The 23,488-nt window shown below is 55.8% G+C and carries 23 protein-coding genes; 22 read left to right on the top strand and 1 reads right to left on the bottom strand.

The window, feature by feature from the left end; all coding sequences use genetic code 11:
- Positions 1-209 precede the first annotated feature (209 nt).
- From GZ1_RS12540 to GZ1_RS12635, 19 genes are all read left to right on the top strand, one after another.
- Positions 210-578, top strand: coding sequence for an NADH-quinone oxidoreductase subunit A (locus GZ1_RS12540; protein WP_015376058.1), 369 nt, complete (start codon positions 210-212; stop codon positions 576-578).
- Positions 569-1,081 (top strand): NuoB/complex I 20 kDa subunit family protein, encoded by a 513-nt coding sequence (locus GZ1_RS12545; protein WP_011232822.1) that lies wholly within the window; start codon positions 569-571, stop codon positions 1,079-1,081. Before GZ1_RS12540 ends, GZ1_RS12545 begins: the two co-directional genes overlap by 10 nt.
- Positions 1,082-1,084: 3 nt before the next feature.
- Positions 1,085-2,185, top strand: a complete 1,101-nt coding sequence (locus GZ1_RS12550) for an NADH-quinone oxidoreductase subunit C (RefSeq protein WP_060788582.1) — start codon at positions 1,085-1,087, stop codon at positions 2,183-2,185.
- Between the two features lie 3 nt (positions 2,186-2,188).
- The gene (locus GZ1_RS12555) at positions 2,189-3,289 is read left to right on the top strand and encodes an NADH-quinone oxidoreductase subunit D (RefSeq protein WP_060788602.1); all 1,101 of its coding nucleotides are present in this window, start codon (positions 2,189-2,191) and stop codon (positions 3,287-3,289) included.
- Positions 3,286-4,287 (top strand): NADH-quinone oxidoreductase subunit NuoH, encoded by a 1,002-nt coding sequence (nuoH, locus tag GZ1_RS12560; protein ID WP_020755490.1) that lies wholly within the window; start codon positions 3,286-3,288, stop codon positions 4,285-4,287. The genes GZ1_RS12555 and nuoH overlap by 4 nt, the downstream gene beginning before the upstream one ends.
- Before the next feature lie 251 nt (positions 4,288-4,538).
- The gene (gene nuoI / locus GZ1_RS12565; RefSeq protein WP_013146600.1) at positions 4,539-4,958 is read left to right on the top strand and encodes an NADH-quinone oxidoreductase subunit NuoI; all 420 of its coding nucleotides are present in this window, start codon (positions 4,539-4,541) and stop codon (positions 4,956-4,958) included.
- Positions 4,955-5,476 carry an NADH-quinone oxidoreductase subunit J gene (locus tag GZ1_RS12570; RefSeq protein ID WP_053414169.1) on the top strand — a complete coding sequence of 174 codons (522 nt, stop codon included), beginning with the start codon at positions 4,955-4,957 and terminating at the stop codon, positions 5,474-5,476. The genes nuoI and GZ1_RS12570 overlap by 4 nt, the downstream gene beginning before the upstream one ends.
- A complete protein-coding gene (nuoK, locus tag GZ1_RS12575; RefSeq protein WP_060788583.1) occupies positions 5,473-5,778 on the top strand; it encodes an NADH-quinone oxidoreductase subunit NuoK in 306 nt (101 codons plus the stop codon). The genes GZ1_RS12570 and nuoK overlap by 4 nt, the downstream gene beginning before the upstream one ends.
- Before the next feature lie 17 nt (positions 5,779-5,795).
- Entirely contained in the window at positions 5,796-7,649 is a 1,854-nt protein-coding gene (gene nuoL, locus GZ1_RS12580; RefSeq protein WP_060788584.1) for an NADH-quinone oxidoreductase subunit L, read from the top strand.
- Complete coding sequence (locus GZ1_RS12585) at positions 7,646-9,223, top strand: NADH-quinone oxidoreductase subunit M (RefSeq protein WP_060788585.1); 1,578 nt, start codon at positions 7,646-7,648, stop codon at positions 9,221-9,223. The genes nuoL and GZ1_RS12585 overlap by 4 nt, the downstream gene beginning before the upstream one ends.
- Positions 9,224-9,227: 4 nt before the next feature.
- Positions 9,228-10,721: an NADH-quinone oxidoreductase subunit NuoN gene (gene nuoN / locus GZ1_RS12590; protein WP_060788586.1), complete on the top strand. Its 1,494-nt coding sequence runs from the start codon at positions 9,228-9,230 to the stop codon at positions 10,719-10,721.
- 378 nt (positions 10,722-11,099) lie between these two features.
- Positions 11,100-11,339 (top strand): DUF1146 family protein, encoded by a 240-nt coding sequence (locus GZ1_RS12600; protein ID WP_011232810.1) that lies wholly within the window; start codon positions 11,100-11,102, stop codon positions 11,337-11,339.
- Positions 11,340-11,598: 259 nt separating this feature from the next.
- Positions 11,599-12,354, top strand: coding sequence for a YwmB family TATA-box binding protein (locus tag GZ1_RS12605; protein ID WP_060788588.1), 756 nt, complete (start codon positions 11,599-11,601; stop codon positions 12,352-12,354).
- 31 nt (positions 12,355-12,385) lie between these two features.
- Positions 12,386-13,690: a UDP-N-acetylglucosamine 1-carboxyvinyltransferase gene (gene murA / locus GZ1_RS12610; RefSeq protein ID WP_015376051.1), complete on the top strand. Its 1,305-nt coding sequence runs from the start codon at positions 12,386-12,388 to the stop codon at positions 13,688-13,690.
- Positions 13,691-14,659: 969 nt separating this feature from the next.
- Entirely contained in the window at positions 14,660-15,691 is a 1,032-nt protein-coding gene (gene spoIID, locus GZ1_RS12615; RefSeq protein WP_060788589.1) for a stage II sporulation protein D, read from the top strand.
- A gap of 173 nt (positions 15,692-15,864) precedes the next feature.
- Positions 15,865-16,752 (top strand): stage II sporulation protein SpoIIQ, encoded by an 888-nt coding sequence (gene spoIIQ / locus GZ1_RS12620; protein WP_025039092.1) that lies wholly within the window; start codon positions 15,865-15,867, stop codon positions 16,750-16,752.
- Positions 16,753-17,163: 411 nt separating this feature from the next.
- Positions 17,164-18,768, top strand: coding sequence for a gamma-glutamyltransferase family protein (locus tag GZ1_RS12625; RefSeq protein ID WP_060788590.1), 1,605 nt, complete (start codon positions 17,164-17,166; stop codon positions 18,766-18,768).
- A 25-nt stretch (positions 18,769-18,793) separates the two neighbouring features.
- Positions 18,794-19,375, top strand: a complete 582-nt coding sequence (locus GZ1_RS12630) for a chromate transporter (RefSeq protein ID WP_060788591.1) — start codon at positions 18,794-18,796, stop codon at positions 19,373-19,375.
- Positions 19,372-19,905 carry a chromate transporter gene (locus tag GZ1_RS12635; protein WP_060788592.1) on the top strand — a complete coding sequence of 178 codons (534 nt, stop codon included), beginning with the start codon at positions 19,372-19,374 and terminating at the stop codon, positions 19,903-19,905. Before GZ1_RS12630 ends, GZ1_RS12635 begins: the two co-directional genes overlap by 4 nt.
- Before the next feature lie 209 nt (positions 19,906-20,114).
- On the opposite strand, the gene GZ1_RS12640 is transcribed toward GZ1_RS12635, so the two are convergent.
- A complete protein-coding gene (locus GZ1_RS12640) occupies positions 20,115-20,624 on the bottom strand; it encodes a BsuPI-related putative proteinase inhibitor (RefSeq protein WP_033006405.1) in 510 nt (169 codons plus the stop codon).
- A 306-nt stretch (positions 20,625-20,930) separates the two neighbouring features.
- On the opposite strand from GZ1_RS12640, the gene spoIIID reads away from it, so the two are divergent.
- The 3 genes from spoIIID to GZ1_RS12655 all read left to right on the top strand — a co-directional run bounded on the left by spoIIID (position 20,931) and on the right by GZ1_RS12655 (position 23,470).
- Positions 20,931-21,194, top strand: a complete 264-nt coding sequence (gene spoIIID / locus GZ1_RS12645; RefSeq protein WP_008880665.1) for a sporulation transcriptional regulator SpoIIID — start codon at positions 20,931-20,933, stop codon at positions 21,192-21,194.
- Between the two features lie 103 nt (positions 21,195-21,297).
- The gene (locus GZ1_RS12650; RefSeq protein WP_060788593.1) at positions 21,298-22,299 is read left to right on the top strand and encodes a rod shape-determining protein; all 1,002 of its coding nucleotides are present in this window, start codon (positions 21,298-21,300) and stop codon (positions 22,297-22,299) included.
- 340 nt (positions 22,300-22,639) lie between these two features.
- On the top strand, positions 22,640-23,470 hold the full coding sequence (locus GZ1_RS12655; protein WP_011232799.1) for a flagellar hook-basal body protein: 831 nt from the start codon (positions 22,640-22,642) through the stop codon (positions 23,468-23,470).
- Positions 23,471-23,488 lie beyond the last annotated feature (18 nt).

A 23,488-nucleotide genomic window follows, 5' to 3' on the forward strand; every position in this document is an offset into this window, starting at 1 on the left:
GGCAAACGCTCTCTCTTTTTTCGTTCCTCGCATTCCGTCGTTTCAACAAAGATGAAGCGCTTACATGAATGGATACCGTGTTGACAGTGTTAACTTGAAGTTTTGCTGACACGGCTGGATATAAATGTTATAATGAAATCGAAGGAATTATTGAAAAATTTCATCATTAACACCATACGTATGTAGTAAACCGGAAGGGGGCGAGCTGGTTGAGCAACATCTATGCAAACAGTTATTTGATCATCTTCGTCTTCCTTTGCCTCGGTGTGTTGCTGCCGATCGGGGCGCTCACGGCCGGGCGGTGGCTGCGGCCGCACGTGCCGAGTGATGCAAAGGCGACAATTTATGAAAGCGGTAACAATCCCTTTCACGACTCGCGCGTTCAGTTCCAAGTTCGGTACTACCTATTTGCCTTGCTGTTTGTCATTTTCGATATCGAGACGGTGTTTTTGTACCCGTGGGCTGTTGTCTATGACCAACTCGGCTTGTTCGCGTTGGTGGAAATGATCATGTTCATCGTTTTGCTTGCCATTGGCTTGATCTATGCTTGGAAAAAGAAGGTGTTACGATGGATGTGAAATGGGAGGGTTTTTCTGGCGTCGAAATGGAAGAAGTGAAGCGAAACGTCTTTTTGACGACGTTGGAACAGTTGAAAGGATGGGCCCGAAGCAGTTCGCTTTGGCCGTTGACGTTCGGCCTTGCCTGTTGCGCCATCGAGATGATGGCGGTCGGCGGCGCCCATTACGACCTCGACCGGTTCGGTTCGTTTTTCCGCGCCTCGCCGCGGCAGGCGGACGTCATGATTGTCTCGGGCACGGTGACGAAAAAAATGGCGCCGCTCTTGCGCCGGTTGTATGACCAAATGCCCGAACCGAAATGGGTCATCGCCATGGGTTCGTGTGCGACAGCCGGCGGCCCGTACGTCAAATCGTACAGCGTCGTCAAAGGCGTCGACCAAATTGTCCCGGTGGACGTGTACATACCAGGCTGTCCGCCGAACCCGGCAGCGCTCATCTACGGCATTCATAAATTAAAAGAAAAAATCCGACTGGAAGCCAAAACGGGGAAGAAGGTGCTGTAACCGATGGATGAAGAAAAAGATTTGGCCCAGCGAAAAAAAGAAGCAGCCGAGCGGGCAAAACAGCTGGCGCGCGAACGGCTTGCGGCCAAGCAAGCAGCAGAACAGGCGAAGCAAGCCGCTGAAACCGGTGACGCCCGAAGCGATGATTTGAATCCTTCTTCGGATGTATCCGACGGCCCGGCAAATGAAGCGCCGGGCGGCGCGGCGCAGCCGCCATCGGCTGAAGACATCGCGTCAGCGAAAAAACGAGTTGCCGAAGAGGTGCGAGCCAAGGCCGCCGAGTTGCGGCGACAGCGCGAGGCGGCGGAAAGCGGTGCGGAGGATGATCTTGAGTTGGCGAAGAAAAAGGCAGCTGCGGCCGCGAAGGCGAGAGCTGCTGCATTAGCCAAACAAAAAGCCGCTGAAGCGGCGGGAAGCGATGACGAGCTGGCGAAGCAAAAAGCGAAAGCCGCGGCCGCGGCAAAAGCGCGTGCGGCGGCCTTGGCGAAGCAGCAAGGCGATGCTGCCGACGATGAGGCGAAACAAAAGGCGATCGCGGCGGCGAAAGCGAAAGCGGCCGCGGCTGCCCGGGCGAAGGCCGCAGCCGCTGGGGAGGATGGCGGGGCGGCGAAGCCATCTGCTTCATCGCCGAACGATCCGCTGCTACAAAAATATGTCCGGATCATTGAGGAACATCTCGGGCCGGATGTGCTCGAAGACGCGTATATCAACCGGCTGGCGAAAGACGTGCCGACGCTTGTTGTTCCCAAAGAGGCGTACTACAAAGTAGCCGAGTTTTTAAAATACAATGAACAGCTCCGGTTTGACTACTTGTCCGAGCTGCACGGAACCGATTTTCAGACGCATATGGAAGTGTACGTCCATTTGTATTCCTATCCAAACCGGCAGCCGGTGGCGCTGAAAGTCAAAATCGAGCGCGACAACCCGGAAGTCGATTCGCTCGTTCCGCTTTGGCCGGGGGCGAACTGGCCGGAGTGCGAAGCGTACGATTTGCTTGGCATCCGTTTCCGCGGCCACCCGAACTTAATCCGCATCTTTCTTGGGGAGCACTGGGTTGGGCATCCGCTGCGCAAAGATTATGAGCCGTATGATGCGGAGGTGTAGATGATGCTGCGCACAGAAGAAATGATTTTAAACGTCGGCCCTCAACACCCGAGCACGCACGGGGTGTTCCGCCTCATTTTAAAAATTGACGGCGAGATCATTCAAGAGGCGACGCCGGTCATCGGCTATTTGCATCGCGGAACGGAAAAGATCGCCGAAGGGCTGCAATATACGCAAATCATCCCGTACACCGACCGGATGGACTACTTGTCGGCGATGACGAACAACTATGTGCTTTGCCATGCGGTCGAAACGATGATGGGCATTGAAGTGCCGGAGCGGGCCGAATATTTGCGCGTTCTCGCCATGGAGCTCGGGCGGATCGCCAGCCACCTCGTCTGGTGGGGGACGTATTTGCTCGATCTTGGTGCGACGAGCCCGTTTTTGTACGCGTTCCGCGAACGCGAAATGATTATTAATCTATTAAATGAGCTGTCTGGAGCGCGGCTGACGTTCAACTATATGCGCATCGGCGGCGTCAAATGGGATGCGCCGGACGGTTGGATTGACAAAGTGAAGCAGTTCGTTCCGTACATGCGGGAGAAACTTCACGGCTATCATGAGCTTGTCACTGGCAATGAAATTTTCCGCCAGCGCGTCACCGGCGTCGGGCGGTATACGAAAGAAGAGGCGATCAGCTATTCGCTCAGCGGCGTCAACTTGCGGTCGACCGGCGTCAAATGGGATTTGCGCAAAGATGAACCGTATTCGATCTATGACCGCTTTGATTTTGACGTGCCGGTGCGCGATGGCGGCGACTGCCTTGCCCGCTATGAATGCCGGATGGCGGAAATCGAACAGTCGCTTCGCATCATCGAGCAGGCGTGCGAGCAATTTCCGCCTGAGGGGCCGATCATGGGAAAAGTGCCCCGCATCATAAAAGCGCCGCCGGGCGAGACGTTCGTCCGCATCGAGGCGCCGCGCGGCGAGATCGGCTGCTATATTGCGAGCGACGGCAAAAAGGAGCCGTACCGCCTCAAATTCCGGCGCCCGTCGTTTTACAATCTGCAAATACTCCCGAAGTTGCTCAAAGGGCAAAACTTGGCCAATGTCATTGCCATTCTCGGGTCGATTGACATTGTGCTCGGGGAGGTCGATGGATGATGGAGCAATGGCTTGAATCGACGCCAAGTTGGTCGAACATCGCCCTGTTTTTCGGGCTTGGGGCGCTGCTTTTGGCGGTCGTGCTCGCCTTTGTCACATACGGCATTTTGGCTGAGCGGAAAGTGATGGGGTTTATGCAAGGGCGCATCGGGCCGAACCAAGTCGGCGGCCGCTTCGGGCTTTTGCAAACGGTCGCGGACGTATTAAAGCTGCTGCTAAAGGAAGATACGATTCCGAAAGCCGCTGACCGCCCGCTGTACGTGTTGGCGCCGATCATCGCCTTTACGCCGTCGTTTATGGTGCTGGCGGTATTGCCGTTTACCGATTCGTTTCGGTTTGCCGATATCGGCGTCGGCCTTTTGTATTACATCGCCGTTTCCGGCTTGACAACCATCGGCGTTGTCGCCGGCGGCTGGGCGTCAAACAACAAATACGCTCTGCTTGGCGGCATGCGGGCAGCCGCGCAAATGATTTCCTATGAGATTCCGCTCGTCATGTCGGCGCTTGGCGTCGTGCTTTTGGCTGGAAGCATGAATTTAGTCGACATCGTTGCGGCGCAAAAAGACGTCTGGTTCATTTTCGCCCAGCCGTTGGCGTTTTTGATTTTCCTCATTGCCGCGGTGGCCGAGTTGAACCGGACGCCGTTTGACTTGCCGGAGGCGGAGTCCGAGCTCGTCGCCGGCTTCCATGTCGAATATTCCGGGTTCCGTTGGGCGTTCTTTATGCTCGCCGAGTATGTGTATTTGTTCGCCATGGCGGCGCTTGTGACGATTTTGTTTCTCGGCGGTTGGCATCCGGTCGCATTTCTCGGCTGGATTCCTGGCGCGGTCTGGTTTGCGCTGAAGTTTTGTGCGGTCGTTTTCGTCCTCATTTGGTTTCGCGCCACATTTCCGCGCGTGCGCGCCGACCAGCTGATGGAGTTCGCCTGGAAAGTGCTGCTTCCGCTTTCGCTCGTCAACATTGTGCTGACGGCGGTCGTGAAAGCGTGGTTTTTCTAAAAGGCCGGTGATTTAGTGAAAAGTCGCGAAAAACGGACTCTTCTCAAATTGAGAAGTCCTGTAAAATCAACGCCTCTCTTTCACCCAAAAGCAACGGATTCGGCGAAATCGGTCGTTTTTCACCAGTCCTCTAAAGGAACAAAGCAACTTGTCTTGCCAGGAAGGGGGCAGCCGCCCATGAGCATGGCCTCCTCCTTCGGGCAGAGGTCGTGTCGGAACGCCACTTTTCCCATGAGAGGGGTAGAAGACGGATGATTGGGTTGATGAAAGGATTGGCGTATACGTTAAAAGAGTTGACGCGCGAAAAAGTGACGTACGATTACCCGCACGAACCGCTCCCGCTCCCGGATCGGTTTCGCGGCATCCAGAAATTTTATCCCGAAAAATGCATCGTGTGCAACCAGTGTGTCAACATTTGCCCGACCGAATGCATCCAGCTGACCGGGAAAAAACATCCCGATCCGACGAAAAAAGGGAAAGTGATTGAGACGTACAACATCAACTTTGAAATTTGCATTTTATGTGATTTGTGCACGGAAGTATGCCCAACGGAAGCGATTGTCATGACGAACAACTTTGAGCTCGCGGAATACAGCCGCGACGCTCTGTATAAAGATTTGGCCTGGCTCGATGAAAACGATACGAACATCAGAAGGGAGAATAAGCCGTGAGCGGAACGGACATCGCCTTTTTCTTGCTCGCCCTCGCGGCGATTGCCGGGGGAGTGACGATGCTCCAGCTGACGAACGTCGTCCATATGGTCATCGCCCTCGTCATGACATTTGTAGGCATTGCCGGGCTGTACGTGCTGTTGTCCGCCGAATTTGTCGCTGTTGTGCAAGTGCTTATCTATTCCGGAGCCATCACGATCATCATGCTGTTTGCGATCATGCTGACGCGCCATCACACAGACGAAAGGGAGCGCCCAACCACCGGCGGCGTCTGGCATAAAGCGGTTGCCGCCCTCTCCGTCATCGCCTTCGGCCTTGCCGTCTACTTCGGCATCCGCCAGCTCGACTTCGGCGCTGACGGCAGCGCGCTTTCGGGCGACAACGCGAAGGCGATCGGCAAGTCGCTTTACTCGTATTATACGATTCCGTTTGAAATCGTGTCCGTCATTTTGCTTGTCGCCTTAATTGGCGCGATCGTGTTGGCGAAAAAAGACGGCAAGGGGGCGGAAGACGAATGACATTATCGGCCTATTTAGCGTTGGCGCTGATCTTGTTTTGCATTGGGCTGTACGGGGCGCTCACGAAGAGGAATACGGTCATTGTGCTCATCTGCATTGAGCTGATGTTAAATGCGGCCAACATCAATTTCGTCGCGTTTGCCAAATACGGCGCCCATCCCAGCGTTCACGGGCACGTGTTCGCGCTGTTTGCGATCGCCGTGGCGGCGGCGGAAGCAGCCGTCGGCTTAGCTGCGCTCATCGCTTTTTACCGCAGCCGGAAGACGGTTCAAGTCGATGAAGCCAATTCGTTGAAACATTAGAGAAGGGGATGGGAACGATGATGAACCTAGCTTGGGTCGTGCCGCTGTTCCCGCTTGGTTCGTTCATTCTGTTGCTGCTGTTCGGACGGAGATGGAAACAGCGAAGCGCCTATGTCGGCATCGCCGCGGCGTTCTTGTCGCTGCTTTTGGCGCTCGCGGTGCTTGTGGACCGCCTTGGCGGGTCGACGTATGAGGCAAACTGGACATGGATGACGATAGGCGGCGTGACGTTGACGGTCGGGATTTCCGCCACCGCCCTAAACGCTTGGATGCTCGTCGTCGTCGCACTCGTCAGCTGGCTCGTCCATGTGTATTCGCAAGGGTACATGGCTGGCGATGAACGGTTTTCCACCTTTTACGCGTATTTGGGCCTGTTTACGTTTGCGATGCTCGGTCTTGTGCTGTCGCCGAATTTGCTGCAGGCGTACATCTTTTGGGAGCTCGTCGGGCTTGGATCGTTTTTGCTGATCGGTTTTTACTTCTATAAGGAAGAAGCAAAAGCGGCGGCGAAAAAAGCGTTCATCATGACGCGCATCGGCGACGTTGGCTTTTTCATCGGCATGATGTTGCTCTTTTGGCAAACGCACAGCTTTGATTACGACGACATTTTCCGCGCCGTCGGCGACGGGACGCTGTCGCCGGGGATGACGACGCTCGCTGTGATCTTGATTTTCATCGGCGCCATCGGCAAATCGGGGCAATTTCCGCTCCATACATGGCTTCCAGACGCGATGGAAGGCCCGACGCCGGTGTCGGCGCTCATCCACGCTGCGACGATGGTGGCGGCCGGTGTGTACCTTGTGGCGGCATTGTTTCCGCTGTATGAGGCAAGCCATGCAGCCATGATGACTGTGGCGACGATCGGCGGGGTGACGGCCATTTTCGCCGCGACGATCGGCTTGGTGCAGACGGACATTAAGCGCGTCCTCGCGTATTCGACGATCAGCCAGCTCGGTTATATGATGTTGGCGCTTGGCGCCGGCAGCTATGTCGCGGCCATCTTCCATTTGACGACGCATGCGTTCTTTAAAGCGCTCCTCTTTTTGGCCGCCGGGAGCGTCATTCATGCCGTCCGTACGCAAAACATCGAGGAAATGGGCGGGCTTTGGCGGCGGCTGCCATGGACCGCGCCGCTATTCCTCATTGGGGCGCTGTCGATCAGCGGGGTTCCGCTATTCGCCGGCTTTTTCAGCAAGGACGAAATTTTGACCGCCGCCTGGACGAACGGGCCGCGCCTCCTCTTTTGGCTCGCGGTCGCTGCCGCGCTGTTGACGTCGTTTTATATGTTCCGGCTCTTTTTCCTCGTCTTTGCCGGCAAAGCGCGGCATCATGAGGATGCTCATGATGCGCCAGCCTCGATGGTGGCGCCAATGCTTGTGCTCGGCGTGCTGTCGATTGCATCCGGATACATGCAAACGCCATGGTTTGGCTCGTTCCTTGGCGAATGGTTGACGGATGGAGCGTATCGTCATGAAGCGGCGCCGGGATGGATCGCTGTTTTGGCGACGATCGTGTCGTTTGCAGGGATTTTTCTCGCTTGGCTGATGTACGGGGCGCAGAAAATGCCGCGCGATTGGCTGTCCGCGCGTGTTCCGTATGTTGATGAGCTGCTGCGCCGTCATTACTACATCGATGACATTTACCGTTTGACGGTCGTGTCGCTTGTGTCATGGATCAGCCGCCTGTTGACGTATGTCGACCGCTTCCTTGTTGAAGGGCTCGCCCGGCTTGCCGCCGGCATTGTCGGCGCGGCCGCCTCGGCTGGGTCGCGCGGGCAAAACGGGCAGGCGCAGACGTATGGGGCGGTGACGGTGGCCGGATTGGCGATTTTGGTCGTCATTTTCGCCTTAACAGGGGGGTACTGGCTATGATGTTTTTATCGCTGCTCGTCTTTTCGCCGCTGTTAGGCATCGTGTTGCTGATGTTTGTCCGCAAAACGGATGAACGAATGATTCAATGGCTCGGAACGGCTGCCACCGTACCGCCGCTCATTTTGGCGTTGTTTGCTTTCATTCAGTCCGGGCGCGGGTTTCGCCTCGAGCGGCTCGACGAAGCACGGGACTGGGTGCGGCTTACTGACCTGCCATTTTTGACGGACGCGGCGTATGTGATCCGCTATGAGCTCGGCATCGATGGGCTGTCGCTTGTCTTTATCGTTCTGACCGCGGTGTTGGCGACGTTGGCCGCTTTGGCGTCGATGCTTGTCAAAACGGAGAAAAAAGGGTATTTTCTCTGGCTGCTGGCGCTTGAGATTGGCATGCTCGGCGTATTTTCCGCCGCCAATTTCGTTTGGTTTTTCCTCTTCTTAGAAGTGACGTTGGTCGCCATGTTTTTGCTTGTCGGCAAGTGGGGCGGGTTTGAGCGCGAGCGGGCGGCGTACAGCTACTTGTTGTACAACGGGCTCGGCTCGGCTTTGCTGCTTGTTGTGATCGCGGTGCTGCTTGCCCGAACTGGAACAGCGAACTTTGCCTTGCTTCATGAAATGTTACATAATCCAGCGGCGGAAGGGCAACTGATTGCGCCGCTGACGGAGGAAGGGCGTCGCTGGCTGCTCGGCGGGCTGTTGTTGGCATTTGCCGTCAAGCTGCCGGCTGTTCCGTTCCACCGCTGGATCATCCGCGTCCACGTCGAAGCGCCGCCGCCGGTGGTGATGCTTCATGCCGGGGTGTTGTTGAAAATCGCAGCGTATGGGATGATTCGCTTCGGGGTCGGCTTGTTTCCGGATGAGTTCCGCTCGTTTGCCGGCGTTCTCGCTCTATTTGGCGTCATCAACGTGCTGTACGGCGCGCTGTTGGCGCTTCGCCAGCGCGAATTGAAGCGCGTGCTCGCCTACTCGAGTGTGTCGCACATGGGGGTCGTGCTCATCGGACTCGGCGCGTTGAATGAGGCCGGCATTCAAGGAGCGGTCTTGCAATCGGTGGCTCACGGACTCATCTCGGCCTTGTCGTTTTTGCTTGTCGGCGTGCTCGCTCATCGAATGGGAACAACGGACATCAACCGGCTTGGTGGACTGACGAAAGCGATGCCGCTCTTTTCCGGGTATTTGCTCACAGCGGCGCTCGCCTTGCTCGGTCTGCCGGGGCTGGCGGGATTTGTCGGTGAATTCACGTCGTTCCTCGGGCTGTTTCAAACGAAGCCGGCCCTTGCCGCCGTGGGGGCGCTTGGCTTGATCTTCGCTGCTGTCTACTCGCTGAAAGCCGTCCTTGATATCACATTCGGCCGCCCCCGCGACCGGCGGGAAGCGGTCGTGAGTTCGCGTGAGCCGCAAGCATCTGCGGCAAGCCTCGGTGAACCGCAAGGGGGCGTCGTTGACTTGCAAGGAAAAGAAGCTGTGCCGGCGTTCATCCTCGTCGCGTTGATCGTGGCCGTCGGCGTCTATCCGCAGCTATTGGCCGCGCCGCTTACGGCCGTCGTCAAGACGATGATGAACGGGCTAGGGGGTTGATCACATGAACGATGTATGGCAATCCGATTGGAGCATGATGGCGCCCGAATGGATCGTCCTCGCGGCCGCCATAACGCTGTTGGTGATGGACTTGGCGCTGCCAAGTAGCCGAAGCCGCCGGCCGCTTGCTTGGGGCGCCGCGGCGGCGGCAGCGCTCGCCATGATCGCGACAGCGGCGATGATCCCGGCCGAGTCGGCATCGATTTTGCATGATACGTTCCGGCTTGATGCGTTCGCCAAAGCGTTCAAGCTCGTTGTGCTGGCTGGCGGAGCGCTCGCTCTGCTTTTAGTGGCCGAATGGGCGCCGAAAGAAGGCAGTCCGCACCGCGGCGAGTTTGCCTATATGATGTTGTTTGCGCTGCTTGGGGCGATGATGATGGCGTCTAGCGGCGATTTGCTTACATTATTTGTAAGCCTTGAGCTGCTTTCGGTGTCGTCCTACATTTTGGCCGGTTTGCGCAAAACGGCGCCGGCATCGAACGAGGCGGCGCTCAAATACGTCATCAATGGCGGCATCGCCACCGCCATCATGCTGTTTGGCATGAGTTATGTGTTCGGCTTGACCGGAACGACGAATCTCGGCGGCATCGCGCGCCGCTTGCAGGAGACGAACGAGCCGTACATGCTTGCTTTGGCGTTTCTGCTTTTGCTCATCGGCGTTTCGTTTAAGCTGGCGACTGTTCCGTTTCATATGTGGGCGCCGGACGTGTACGAAGGAGCGCCCGTTCCAGCGACCGCGTTTTTTGCCGTCGTGTCGAAAACGGCCGGCTTTGCCCTTCTTCTCCGTTTGCTGGTGACGATCTTTGCCGCGGCGCCGGCAGAAGGGCGGGATCCGTCATCGCTTCTTTTGTCGATGCAGCCGATCATCACCGTGTTAGCCGGATTGACGATGATCATCGGCAGCGTCGTGGCGCTTCGGCAGCGGAGTTTAAAGCGGCTGCTCGCCTACTCAGGCATCGCCCACGCCGGCTACTTGCTCGCGGGGTTTGCCGCGATGTCATGGGCGATGATCGATTCGCTCTGGATGTATTTGCTCGTCTATACGTTGATGAACATCGGGGCGTTTGCCATTATTGCCCATATTGTCAATGAAACCGGATCCGATGATTTGGATGGGCTCGCCGGCTTATATCGGCACCGCCCATTTCTGGCTGCGGCGTTCGGGCTGTTTTTGCTCTCGCTCGCCGGCATCCCAGGAACAGCTGGCTTTATCGCCAAGCTGCATATTTTCATCGGCCTTGTCGTCACAGAGCCGGGCCATTATGTGCTCGCCGCCGTGATGGCGATCACGACCGTCATCTCGTACGTGTATTATTTCAATTTGATCGTCCAGCTCTTTTTCCGCCCGACGTTCACCGCGCCGCTTGGCCGGCTGCCGGCCGGGCTGTCGACCGCCGTCGTTCTTTGCGCGCTTGGAACGTTGGCGATCGGCTGGGCGCCGGGGCTTGCTTACGATATGCTTGCCCAGTTTGGGCATTTTGGCGATTTTTTGCCGTAACGGTAGAATAAAGGGAGAGGGAGAATGCCTCTCCTCTTTTTTTGCGCCGCCGGCTTCGTTTGGAAAGGAGGGGATGCGCTGCGTGCTTTGCGCAGGAAAGCTCCATCGAGCCATGTTTGCTTTCCACCTAGCATGAAAGTTTCAAGGCCTGCGCATTTTCATAGAAAGAGGGGAATGCTCATCCCGCTGGCTTTGTTTCGGGACGAGGAGCACCTTGGATGTGCGGCCGGTGCTGTTTCGGGGGAGAAGAGCTTGTCATGCGACGCTTAATCTGTTTTCGAAACGCATGAAGTGCTTTGGCTGCGCGCCGCGTTCCGAAAAAGAGGAAATGCTTCGTATGCGCCGTTTCACATATGCTTGAGAAAGAGGTGAAACTTGATGATGCCGGTCATCGGCCAACAAGCGTTGATTTCGATTATCGTTCATTTGGCGTTTCTAGCGGTGACGTGGTGGACGCTGCAGGCGGTGCGGCTCGAGGTGCTGCTTCGGCCGAACCGCGTCGTCCAAGGGCGGCTGCTGTACATTTTATTGACGATTGCCATCGGCTCGACGGTGGCGAACTTTTTCCTTGACTATTGGGCTTGGTCAACCGATTTGCCGTATTTGTTCCGCGAATAGGAGGCCCGGGGCGCCGTGGTGCTTCGGCTCCCCCTCCAACTGCCCGCTTGCCCCGCCCTCTGTCCGGCCGATCCGTTCTTGCCCCCGCCTCTTTGCTCCCCGTCCCGTCCCCTTCTTCCATGGATTCTCGGCTGTTTGCCCTCCGCTTTGATGTTTATTTATGAAAGCGATTTCAAAAATCGCCGGTTGTCGATTTTTTTGACGTATGTTCCCTTGCACGGTGGCAACAATAACAAGTAAGGAGAGGAAGGGAACGAAGATGAGAAAAAATCCAATCTGTTGGCTGATGGCGCTGGCCGCCGCGGTCTTGTTGTTGGCCGCAGGGCAATACCGGACGGAAGGCGCGCGGGGGAACGAATGGTCCGAACCGTTGGAAATGATGGCGCACACATTGGCGCAACACGGTGCCTCGCTCGGCCGCTGGGTCGTGTACACAAGAGAGTATGCCCACGATATTCAAAATGATGCGGACTTTTTCAAAAAAATGGCGGAGTTCAAACAAACATACCGCTCCTTCCGCTGGACGTTCCACCAAACGAGCCATTGGCAAAAAGTGATCGGCACGAATGAACATTCCTTTTTTCGTGAACAAATCCAGCTCGTGATGACCGTCACAAATGGAACGCCGCAAACGTATATCCTCTATGAAGCGACCGGCCCAACGTGGAGCCAAGCTGGGTGGAGAGAAGCAGCACAGCACATTCAAAAAACGACGAACGGACTATTTGTGAATCACTCTACATTTTTCGCTTGTATTGAAGGCGAGTTCAGTGGTAATATGGAAGGTGGTTTGTTCGACCAAGCCTCTCAATTGCTTCGCGATTTCCACGCGGCGCCTGTCGAGTGGCTGCGGGAAGAGTCACTCGTTTCCCTGTCTGCATATACTGGGCAGTGGAAGAACGTTCTCCCAACCGCCCATCATCAGCCGGTCAACCTGCAACTCGCCTTGAGGGAAAGATTGGGCGGCAAGACGCGCGTCGTTGTTGGAACCCCAATCATTACCATTGAATACTAATATAGAGAAATTGGACGCGGAGGGGAATACCTTGGAAAAGATCATCGTCCGTGGCGGAAACCGGTTGAGCGGCACCGTCAAAGTGGAAGGCGCCAAAAATGCCGTTTTGCCTGTCATCGCTGCCACTTTATTGGCTACGAAAGGAACAAGTACGATTCATGATGTGCCTGCTCTTTCCGATGTATATACAATCAGTGAAGTGCTCCGCTATTTAGGCGCCGATGTGCACATTGCCGACGAGACGGTTACCGTCGATGCCACCGGTCCGTTGACGGTGGAAGCGCCGTTTGAATATGTGCGAAAAATGCGCGCGTCGGTGCTTGTCATGGGGCCGCTGTTGGCGCGCAACGGCCGAGCCCGCGTGGCGCTGCCGGGCGGCTGTGCCATTGGCTCGCGCCCGATCGATCAACATTTAAAAGGATTTGAAGCGATGGGCGCGTCTGTGAAAGTCGGCAATGGCTTTATCGATGCGGAAGTGAACGGACGGCTCCGCGGCGCCAAAATTTATTTGGATTTTCCAAGCGTCGGGGCGACGGAAAACATTATGATGGCCGCCGTGCTCGCGGAGGGCACGACTGTGATCGAAAACTGTGCGAAAGAGCCGGAAATCGTCGATTTGGCGAACTTTTTGAACGCGATGGGCGCCAAAGTGCGCGGCGCCGGCACCGGAACGATTCGAATCGAGGGAGTTGACGAGCTCGTCGGCACAACGCATACGGTCATTCCGGACCGCATCGAAGCCGGCACGTTTATGGTGGCGGCGGCAATCACCGGCGGCAATGTCCTCGTGCAAGGAGCCGTTCCGGAACATTTAGGCTCGCTGATCGCTAAACTCGAAGAAATGGGCGTGACCGTCATTGAAGAGGAAAGCGGCTTGCGTGTCATCGGTCCGGAAAAGCTGAAAGCCGTCGACATTAAAACGATGCCATATCCGGGCTTTCCGACCGACATGCAGTCGCAAATGATGGCTCTCTTGTTGAAAGCGGAAGGCACGAGCATGATCACCGAGACGGTGTTTGAAAATCGCTTTATGCATGTGGAGGAATTCCGGCGCATGAACGCCGATATTAAAATTGAAGGGCGTTCCGTCATGATCAATGGCCCGTGCCAGCTGCAAGGCGCCGAAGTGGCGGCCACCGATTTGCGCGCAGCGGCGGCGTTGATTTTGGCTGGACTCGCGGCGGACGGCTACACGCGCGTGACCGAGCTTCGTCATCTCGACCGCGGGTATGTCCGCTTCCACGAAAAGTTGGCTGCGCTTGGGGCCGACATTGAACGCGTCCGCGAAGAAACGGAACAATTCGACCAAATTCAAACGATCCAATGGAACGGATAAAGAGCGAAAAACGACCGTGAACTGCCTTCGAGCAGGGAATGGTCGTTTTTTCTTGGAACACGGGCGACCGTCGAAGGACGGTAAAAAACAACCGTTCGTTCCTAACGGTCTGTTTTGAAGCTCAGAGAAAGACCGTCTGTGTCAACTACCCCCACTTAGCTAACGCTTGAAGTGGGGGCTTGCCACTCCCCAGAAGTGCAAACGGACTTCGTCCTCCTTCCTTGACTTGGGGTTGCATCAGGGGGCAGGTTGACGACTACCCAACGACGCAGGTCATGCCTGCATCGTTACCGATTCTCTCGGTGTGTCTGTTGGCAGTACTTGGCTTCCACACACAACAGACGGACCTACGCTCGATGTTTTACGTTGCAACGTTTCCTGCAACCAACTCCATACATCGAGTAGCCGTGATTGGAGTGCCTTTATTGAACGGTTTTCTCCACGCCTTTATTCTATCATATACAAAAGAAAGGGGGAACGCGCATTCCTCTCCCACTTACTCCCTTTGGTCGTTGAAGTGGGAGTCTCCTGCGCGAAATAGGATGAAATTTCTCCATAAGCTTGATCGCATCGCGCGAAGCAAGTCGCGACGGTGGTGAAACATGTGCTTTCGAGAACCCCCTTGTTCCATCGCCCCCTATTCAGTCACCGACTTTTTTCAACGGCTTCATGTTTAGCAGGATGGCGATTTAAGGGGAAATGCTGTTCTCCAACAGTGTTTCTCAAATGGAAAAACCTTGCAACACCATAGCGTCATTCCTTGCGATTTCTCACAAACTGAGCGAATCCGTTGTTTTTCACCAGCCTTTTAGGCGGAGTGCGAAACGCGCTCATGAAGGTTTTGGCTGGAAAGAAAACTGTCATACATACTTGTCCGAGCCCATAACTATAGTAACGAACCGAAGCCAACGCAGGCATTCATTCGCGATGTCCGCTTGTGCTTGGAAAATGCATATTGGGGGCTCGGCTATGGTGAAACGACTGAAACCGGTGATGGCGCTCGCTCTCTCGCTGTTTGTCGCCATCCTCGTCATTCCGACGGCGCTCGTTCTTCCATTTTATGACGGGAAGGTGGCCAAATTGGCCGAACAACTGCACAAGCAAGAACAAGTCCAACGGTCGCAGGCAGCCGAAGGGCCGTCCATCGACGTGGCGGTCTATCGAAGCAAAGAACAACGCGTCGAACATATTCCCCTCGAGCAATACGTCATCGGCGTCGTTGCGGCGGAAATGCCGGCCGAATTTGAACTCGAGGCATTAAAGGCGCAAGCGTTGACGGCAAGAACGTACATCGTGAAGCAATTGCTCGCCAACCAGCCGTTTCGCCTGCCAAAAGGAGCGAATGTGACCGACACGGTGGCTCATCAAGTCTATTACAGCGATGACGAACTGCGAAAACTATGGGGCAGCGACTACGATTGGAAAATGAAAAAAGTGACAAAAGCGGTGATGGACACGCAAGGGCAAATTTTGACATACAACAATGAGCCGATCGAGGCGCTGTTTTTTTCGACAAGCAACGGCTATACGGAAAATTCGGAAGCCTATTGGCAAAGCGATTTTCCGTATTTAAAAAGCGTCGCCAGCCCATGGGACAAACAATCCCCGAAGTTTTACCAGCGAAAAACGATGCCAGTGGCGGAATTCGAGCGAAGACTGGGGGTCGAACTGCCCGCTGACGGCTCAGTCGGCGTCATTGTATCGCGCACTCCCGGCCGACGCGTCGGCGAAGTGAAGATTGGCGGCAAGACGTTTACGGGCCGCGATGTGCGCGAACGGCTCGGATTGCCGTCGAGTGATTTCACCTGGGTGCGTAGCGGGAATGACATCATCATTACGACGAAAGGCTACGGCCATGGCGTCGGCATGAGCCAATACGGCGCCAATTTTATGGCCAAAGAAGGGAAAACGTACGCTGACATCGTCAAATATTATTACCGCGGCGTTCATATTTCGTCGGCGACGGCGTTTTTAAACAAATTGACCGCGAAAAATGGATGAACCGGGGTTCTGCCGCCCCGGTTTTCTGTCAAATGTTCGGGGCAAACGGCAGGGAGACGCCCCTCATTTTTTGTATAAAATCTAGCCGAATGTCAAAAAATAAGTGAAAAAATTATTTTCTATGTGTATATCTTTTCCTCTTTCTGTTCAAAATGGTTGCTGAGGTGATGAACATGAGAGAGGAACAAAAACAATCGTCGCTGAAGCGTCTGTTCCGCAAACGTTGGGTATTTCCGGCGATCTATTTATCGTCTGCCGCATTGATCGTCGCTGGTGCGCTTTGGTTCCAATTGGGCAAAGAGGAGAATACGGGCAGAGACAACGTGGCGAAAAACGGCACCGCCCAGCAAGAAAATCCGGCTGTTCCGGTCAATGAAACGGTCGAAACGATTGCGATGCCGGTGCTTGATCCAAATGCGGTGCAAGTGAAAACGCCATTCTACGATGACAAAGCATCGGAAGCAGAACAGGAAGCAGCCCTCGTCTTTTATGATCATACGTACCACCCGAACCAAGGCATCGATCTTGTGCGCCAAGACGGCAAAACGTTTGATGTCACCGCTTCCTTAAGCGGCACGGTGACGAAAGCGGAAAAAGACCCGATTTTGGGCTATGTTGTCGAAATCAATCATGAACAAGGGGTCACGACCGTCTATCAATCGCTCGCTGATGTGAAAGTCGAAGCCGGCGACACGGTGAAACAAGGTGAAGTGATCGGCAAGGCAGGGCAAAGCGAATTCAACAAAGAAGCCGGCATCCACGTCCATTTTGAAATTCGCAAAGACGGCCGGGCGGTCAACCCGATCGACTATGTCGACAAACCGTTGACGGCTTTGACCGACAAAGCGGCAGACAAAACGGGAACCGATCGCGCCGCCACGAGCAAAGAAAAAGAATTGATCCCGAGTGACGAAACAGCGCCGACAGACGAAAACCCAGCGAATGAACAACCATCGGCTGACGACCATTCGACGACGCCAAGCGACAACCATCAAGACGAAAACAACGATGCTTCATCCTACAAAACGCCAGACGCCTCGATCGGCATGGCAAGAGCGTAATCGACAAGGCGTCGAGCAAGAGGAAACGAAAAACGCGACGAAAAGGCCTGTCCGTTTGCCAAGACAAGCGGGCGGGTCTTTTTGCTTTGCCGCTTCTAAAGTCAGACGTGGGAAAAACGGCAGCCAAAAAAGCTCTTCACCATAAGATAAAAAACGTTTTTCATGATAGGTGCCCAAAAAGTCATGGCTATTTTTTGTTCGATCGGGAGGGACGATGTTATGTTTGTGTCTAAAAGTTCAGTACATCTTTCGGTGATGAACCGCCAAAAATTATGATTTGAATATTCTTTCATTTTTTGGGAACAAGGATGGAAATAACCCCCTCTTTCCTTTAAAATAAATGAAAACGGAAACAGTTTCGTTTGTGAAACGTTTTATTCTTCACTTAACGAAAGAAAGGGGATCGTGGCCATGGACTACCTATACCACCCATACCCATCGCAGCGGATGACGGTGTTCGCCAAAAACGGCGTTGTGGCGACATCGCAGCCGCTGGCGGCCCAGGCGGGGCTTGAGGTGTTGAAAAAAGGCGGCAATGCCATCGATGCGGCGATCGCTGCGGCTGCTTGCTTAACGGTTGTCGAACCGACGTCGAACGGCATCGGCGGCGATGCGTTCGCTCTCGTCTGGACGAATGGGAAACTGTACGGGCTGAATGCGAGCGGCTATGCGCCGAAATCGATCTCGATTGGAGCGCTCAAAGAGCGCGGCTATACGGAGATGCCGAAATACGGCTTCGCTCCGGTGACGGTGCCGGGTGCGCCGGCGGCGTGGGCGGCGCTGGCGAAGCGCTTCGGCCGCCTGCCGCTTGCCGAAACGCTCGCTCCGGCGATCGCCTATGCGGAAAACGGCTACCCAGTATCGCCGGTGCTGGGCAAATACTGGGCGAACGCTTATCGGGTGTACAAAGAAGCGCTGAACGGGCCGGAGTTCGCCTCGTGGTTTGCGACGTTTGCGCCGGGCGGCCGCGCGCCGAAGATCGGGGAAGTGTGGGCGTCTCCGGACCATGCGGCGACGCTCCGCTCCATTGCCGAAACGGAGGCGGAAAGCTTTTACCGCGGCGAGCTGGCGGAAAAAATCGCCGCCTTCTCGAAGCAATACGGCGGCTTTTTGGCGGCGGACGACCTCGCCGAGTATGAACCGGAATGGGTCGAGCCGATCTCCGTCTCCTACCGCGGCTATGAGGTGTGGGAAATTCCGCCGAACGGCCAAGGGATTGTCGCGTTGATGGCCATCAACATCATGAACGGGTTTGACGTGCCGAGCGTGCCGGATGTCGAGACGCACCACCGGCAAATCGAGGCGATGAAGCTTGCCTTTGCCGATGGGAAAGCGTACATCGCCGACCGCCGTTATATGAGCTGCAGCCCAGACGAGCTGTTGTCGGAATCGTTTGCCGCCATGCGCCGGGCGCAAATCGGCGCGGAGGCGCTCACGCCGGAGCCGGGGACGCCGCCCAAAGGCGGCACGGTCTATTTGGCCGCCGCCGACGGCGAAGGGAATATGGTGTCCTATATTCAAAGCAATTACATGGGCTTCGGCTCCGGCCTCGTCGTCCCAGGCACGGGCATTGCCTTGCACAATCGCGGCCATAACTTTGTCTTCGATGAACGCCATCCGAACGGGCTGGCGCCAAGGAAAAAGCCGTACCATACGATCATCCCCGGCTTTTTGACCAAAGGCGGCACGCCGGTCGGCCCGTTCGGCGTCATGGGTGGATTTATGCAGCCGCAAGGGCATTTGCAAGTGATCATGAACACCATCGATTTTGACTTGAACCCGCAAGCGGCGCTCGATGCTCCCCGCTGGCAGTGGATGGAAGGAAAAACGGTGCTCGTCGAGCCGCACTTCCCGCGCCATATCGCCGAAGCGCTCGCCCGCAAAGGGCATGACATCCGCTTGGCGTTGGACAGCGGACTGTTCGGCCGCGGGCAAATCATTTGGCGCGATCCTGACACCGGCGTGCTTGCCGCCGGGACGGAGCCGCGCACGGACGGGGCGGTCGCCGCTTGGTGAGACTCACGATAAAGGGATGACTTCGATGAACCAATGGCATTTATTTCTTGCTTTTTTCCGCGTCGGCATGCTCGGGTACGGGGGCGGGCCGTCCTCGATCCCGCTCGTGCGCGCCGAAGTGGTGACAAAATACCGGTGGATGACCGATGAAGAGTTTGCGGAAATTCTCGCCATTGCCAACGCCTTGCCCGGCCCGATCGCGACGAAGCTCGCTGGCTATATCGGCTACCGTGTCGGCGGCGCGCTCGGTTTAGTGAACGCCGTGTTGGCGACGACGGCCCCGACGGTCGTGTTGATGATCGTGCTGTTGGCCGCCTTATCCTCGTTTAAAGACACACCATGGGTCGCTGGGATGACCAAAGCGGTCGTGCCGGTCGTGGCCGTCATGCTTGCCGAGATGACGTGGCAGTTCGCCAAACAGGCGCGCGCCGCCCTCGGCTGGCGGCCGGCCGCCCTGCTCCTTCTTGCCTGCTTTTTGGCCTTGCAGTGGCTCGGCCTTCATCCGGCGCTTGTGGTCGCAGTGTTGCTTGCGGCCGCGTTTGTCGGCCGAAGCAAGCCGAAGGCGGTGGATAGAGACAAAGGCGGAGAAAGGAGGGCGTCGTCATGATCTACTGGCAGCTGTTTCTCGCCTTTTTTTGGCCCGGCATTCTCGGCTACGGCGGCGGCCCGGCTTCCATCCCACTCATCGAGCACGAGGTCGTTGACCGCTACGGCTGGATGACGGTCAACGAATTCAGCGAGGTGCTGGCGCTTGGCAACTCTCTTCCCGGCCCCATTGCGACGAAAATGGCAGGTTATATCGGATACGAACAAGCCGGCGTCCTTGGCGCTGCCATCGGAGTGTTTGCCAGCGTCGCTCCGTCGCTCGTTTTGCTGTTGGCGCTGCTTGGGCTCTTGTACAAATGGAAAGACGCGCCGCAAGTGAAGCGGCTCACCGCCTACATCCGCCCAGCGATCGCCGTGATGCTCGGGATTATGGCGATCGACCTTTTCCGCGAATCGTACGAAGGGGCCGGGCTCGGCCAAACGGCGTTTCTCACCGCCGCGAGCGCTTTTTTGCTGCTGGGCAAATGGCGCCTGCACCCGGCGTATGTCATCGCCTTGTCGCTTGTGTACGGGGCTTTCTTTTTGTCTTAATGCAGGGAAAATCTTTTCGGCGCTGCAACGGGATGCTTCATCCTTGGGTGAGCATCCCTCTTTTTGTGGCAGTGCGGGCAAAAAGAACATCGATGCAGAAATTCCTGTTGGAAAAGGCCGCAAAAAGCGCTCGGGACAGGAGCGTTTTCCTAATTTAGACGCCGGATGGCGAGCGCGGCAACAGCCGCGAAGGCAAACCGGCAGCGCCTTCACTCGACCGTAAATGTCGCCTTCGCCCGCGCGTTCGGCCAGTTTGGATCAGCGAGCCACCACTCAAGCGTATACGTCCCCGGCTCTAGGTCGCGGAACGTTTCCTGAAACGACAGCTCTTCCCCCTGTTTTAACGGCCGTTCCTCATAAATTTGCGCAAACATCTTCCCTTCGCTGAACTGCTTCACCTTTTGTCCATCGCGGTATAAAACGTAGTCATACTTTTTCGAGCTCGTAAACGTCACCGTTTGCACGCGTTCGGTTTGGTTTTTGACCGTAAACGTAAACACGTAAGCATCGTGTTGCTTTTCGTACGTGAGCGACGGCTCCAGCGTCCCGGCGATGATGCCTTTTCCGCCCGCGGGCGCTGGTTTGCCGGCCGGAGCGGGGCCAAGCAAATCGTCTTTCGCCTGCGGTTGATCACTGCTGTTTGTGTACATGAACAACGCACTCGCCGCTGCTGCTCCCACGAGCGCCGCAATGATGCCGATCGTCTTTCCGTTTCCCATTCTCGCTCCTCCTTTGACTTTTCTATTATAGTCGTTTCCCATTTTCTCTCCGTTACAAACCGCAAAAAATTGTGAAAAAACCGTTGTCCGCCTTGATATTTCTGGTATATATGCCCGATTTGTCTAATAAAATGTTACAAATTGAACAGCAATGAGAGTGGTTGAGGTGGGGATCGTTCACAACCGGCAAGCGACGCGATGAAGACGCTTCTAAGACATCCAACGAAAGCGGCGCTCATCAGTGGCAAGACGAGTCTCATTTCACACTTCTCACTTCTCACATCCAACCTAGGGAGGGCGAGTGGTGTGCACGATTACATCAAAGAGCGTACGATCAAGATTGGCAAGTATATCGTGGAGACGAGGAAAACCGTTCGCGTCATCGCGAAAGAATTTGGCGTATCCAAAAGCACCGTGCATAAAGACTTGACCGAGCGGCTGCCGGAAATCAACCCGGAACTGGCCCAAGAAGTCAAACAAATTCTCGATTACCATAAATCGATCCGCCATTTGCGCGGCGGGGAAGCAACGAAGAAAAAGTATAAAAAGCAAGCAGTGAAAAACAACTGACTTTTTCCTTGCCATCTGCCGTTTGCAGTATCATTCCGGGAGGCAAATATGGTAGAATAAACAATTAGGAATGATTTTAGGGCAGAGGCAAGGAGGAGCATGTATGTTCTCACGAGATATCGGCATTGACCTAGGCACGGCGAACGTCCTCATTTTCGTCAAAGGCAAAGGCATCGTGCTCAATGAGCCGTCCGTCGTGGCGATCGATAAACACACGAACAAAGTGCTGGCAGTGGGCGAAGAAGCACGACGAATGGTCGGACGTACTCCTGGGAATATTGTTGCCATTCGGCCGCTCAAAGACGGCGTCATTGCCGACTTTGACATTACGGAAGCGATGCTGAGGCATTTCTTAAGCAAGCTCGACCTAAAAGGCTTTTTCGCCAAACCGCGCATTTTGATTTGTTGCCCGACGAACACGACATCGGTCGAACGGAAAGCGATCAAAGAGGCAGCAGAAAAAAGCGGCGGCAAAAAAGTGTACTTGGAGGAAGAGCCGAAAGTCGCAGCCATTGGCGCCGGAATGGACATTTTTCAGCCGTGCGGAAACATGGTCGTTGATATTGGCGGTGGCACGACCGACGTGGCGGTTCTCTCGATGGGGGACATTGTCACCGCCTCTTCCATTAAAATGGCCGGGGACAAGTTTGATATGGAGATTTTAAACTACATCAAGCGCGAATATAAGCTGCTCATTGGGGAGCGAACGGCCGAGGAAATCAAGATTAAGGTCGCAACGGTATTCCCAGGCGCACGGTCCGAAGAAATCGACGTCCGCGGCCGCGATCTCGTCACCGGACTGCCGCGCACGATCACCGTTCGATCGGAGGAGATCGAACGGGCGCTTCGCGAGCCGGTGTCCTTGATTGTACAAGCCGCGAAAAGCGTGCTCGAGCGCACGCCGCCGGAACTATCGGCCGACATCATCGACCGAGGCGTCATCTTAACGGGCGGCGGCGCCCTCTTGCATGGCATCGATCAGTTGCTTGCCGAAGAGCTGAAGCTGCCGGTGTTCATCGCCGAAAATCCGATGGACTGCGTCGCCCTTGGCACCGGGATTATGCTGGAAAACATCGATCGGGCGCCAAAATCGCAATTGATTTAAAAAGCCGTCATGCCCTTTGGCCAAGAGATGGTTCATCTGGATCAACCTTATAGAGTCAACCTTTTGCGTCATTCAGGCGCAGACCGCTTTGGAAGGACGTTTTTCTCATGGCTTGATCAAAATGGATACAACCGCCGCCGGGACAAGCGAGGCGGGCAAAAAAGGAATGGCGGGGGATGCCGCGGCTGCCCTTGCCCGCTTATAATGAAAGATGGAATGGAAAGGAGCGGAGCGGCAGGGCAACGCGCCGCCCGCTTGACCATAGGGAACACCCCATCCGCCGCTGCCCAAAGAGCGGCCGCGGCTTTTTCTGATCGATCGGACAAGCGAGGTGCTGGTCATGTTGAGAGGGTTGTACACCGCCGCGAGCGGCATGTTGGCGCAAGAGCGGCGCGTGGATTGGTTGACGAACAATTTGGCGAACGCCGAAACGCCGGGATACAAAGCCGATGCGGCCGCGATGAGAGCGTTTCCGGAACTGTTGATGAGCCGCCTCGAGGATCAACCGATCCCGACCGCCTCAAGGCGCGCCATCCCGACGCAAACCGTCATTGGGCCGCTCGTTACGGGCGTCTATATGCAAGAACTCATCCCGAACTTCCGCCAAGGGGATGTGAAAGAAACCGGCTTGGCGACCGATATCGCCCTTGTGGACGGACAAGTCCCCGTCGACCGGGCGAGCGGCCAGCGAGGCGCGCTGTTTTTTGCCGTCGCCAACGGTCAAGGGGAGGTCCGCTACACAAGAAACGGTCATTTCACCTTGAGCCCGGACGGCTACTTGACGACGCAAGAGGGCTGGTATGTGCTTGATGCCAATGGCGAGCGCATTCCGCTCTCAAGCGAGCGGTTTGCCGTCCGCGACGATGGAACGATCATCGATGAGAATGGGACGGCCACCCGTCTCGGCGTTGCATTCGCCGCCAATCCGCAAACGTTGGTCAAGGAAGGAAACGGCTTATTCCGCAGCACGACAGGGCCGTTGCCGCAGGCGCCCGGCAATGTGACGTATACGGTGAAACAGCGTTTTCTCGAGCGGTCGAACGTCGACATTGAGCGGACGATGACCGATTTGCTCGCTGCCTACCGCGCATTTGAAGCAAACCAAAAAATCGTCCAAGCGTACGACCGCAGCTTGGACAAGGCCGTCAATGAAGTCGGCCGCCTGAAATGATGAAAGGGGGACAAGCCC

This window comes from Geobacillus zalihae NBRC 101842, from assembly GCF_001544135.1.
Lineage (GTDB): Bacteria > Bacillota > Bacilli > Bacillales > Anoxybacillaceae > Geobacillus > Geobacillus zalihae.

Coding starts and splice junctions, on each gene's coding strand:
- GZ1_RS12545 (WP_011232822.1), top strand. CDS start 569: ATGGATGTGAAATGGGAGGGTTTTTCTGGCGTCGAAATGGAAGAAGTG.
- GZ1_RS12550 (WP_060788582.1), top strand. CDS start 1,085: ATGGATGAAGAAAAAGATTTGGCCCAGCGAAAAAAAGAAGCAGCCGAG.
- GZ1_RS12555 (WP_060788602.1), top strand. CDS start 2,189: ATGCTGCGCACAGAAGAAATGATTTTAAACGTCGGCCCTCAACACCCG.
- nuoH (WP_020755490.1), top strand. CDS start 3,286: ATGATGGAGCAATGGCTTGAATCGACGCCAAGTTGGTCGAACATCGCC.
- nuoI (WP_013146600.1), top strand. CDS start 4,539: ATGATTGGGTTGATGAAAGGATTGGCGTATACGTTAAAAGAGTTGACG.
- nuoK (WP_060788583.1), top strand. CDS start 5,473: ATGACATTATCGGCCTATTTAGCGTTGGCGCTGATCTTGTTTTGCATT.
- nuoL (WP_060788584.1), top strand. CDS start 5,796: ATGATGAACCTAGCTTGGGTCGTGCCGCTGTTCCCGCTTGGTTCGTTC.
- GZ1_RS12585 (WP_060788585.1), top strand. CDS start 7,646: ATGATGTTTTTATCGCTGCTCGTCTTTTCGCCGCTGTTAGGCATCGTG.
- nuoN (WP_060788586.1), top strand. CDS start 9,228: ATGAACGATGTATGGCAATCCGATTGGAGCATGATGGCGCCCGAATGG.
- GZ1_RS12600 (WP_011232810.1), top strand. CDS start 11,100: ATGATGCCGGTCATCGGCCAACAAGCGTTGATTTCGATTATCGTTCAT.
- GZ1_RS12605 (WP_060788588.1), top strand. CDS start 11,599: ATGAGAAAAAATCCAATCTGTTGGCTGATGGCGCTGGCCGCCGCGGTC.
- spoIID (WP_060788589.1), top strand. CDS start 14,660: ATGGTGAAACGACTGAAACCGGTGATGGCGCTCGCTCTCTCGCTGTTT.
- spoIIQ (WP_025039092.1), top strand. CDS start 15,865: ATGAGAGAGGAACAAAAACAATCGTCGCTGAAGCGTCTGTTCCGCAAA.
- GZ1_RS12625 (WP_060788590.1), top strand. CDS start 17,164: ATGGACTACCTATACCACCCATACCCATCGCAGCGGATGACGGTGTTC.
- GZ1_RS12630 (WP_060788591.1), top strand. CDS start 18,794: ATGAACCAATGGCATTTATTTCTTGCTTTTTTCCGCGTCGGCATGCTC.
- GZ1_RS12635 (WP_060788592.1), top strand. CDS start 19,372: ATGATCTACTGGCAGCTGTTTCTCGCCTTTTTTTGGCCCGGCATTCTC.
- GZ1_RS12640 (WP_033006405.1), bottom strand. CDS start 20,624: ATGGGAAACGGAAAGACGATCGGCATCATTGCGGCGCTCGTGGGAGCA.
- GZ1_RS12650 (WP_060788593.1), top strand. CDS start 21,298: ATGTTCTCACGAGATATCGGCATTGACCTAGGCACGGCGAACGTCCTC.
- GZ1_RS12655 (WP_011232799.1), top strand. CDS start 22,640: ATGTTGAGAGGGTTGTACACCGCCGCGAGCGGCATGTTGGCGCAAGAG.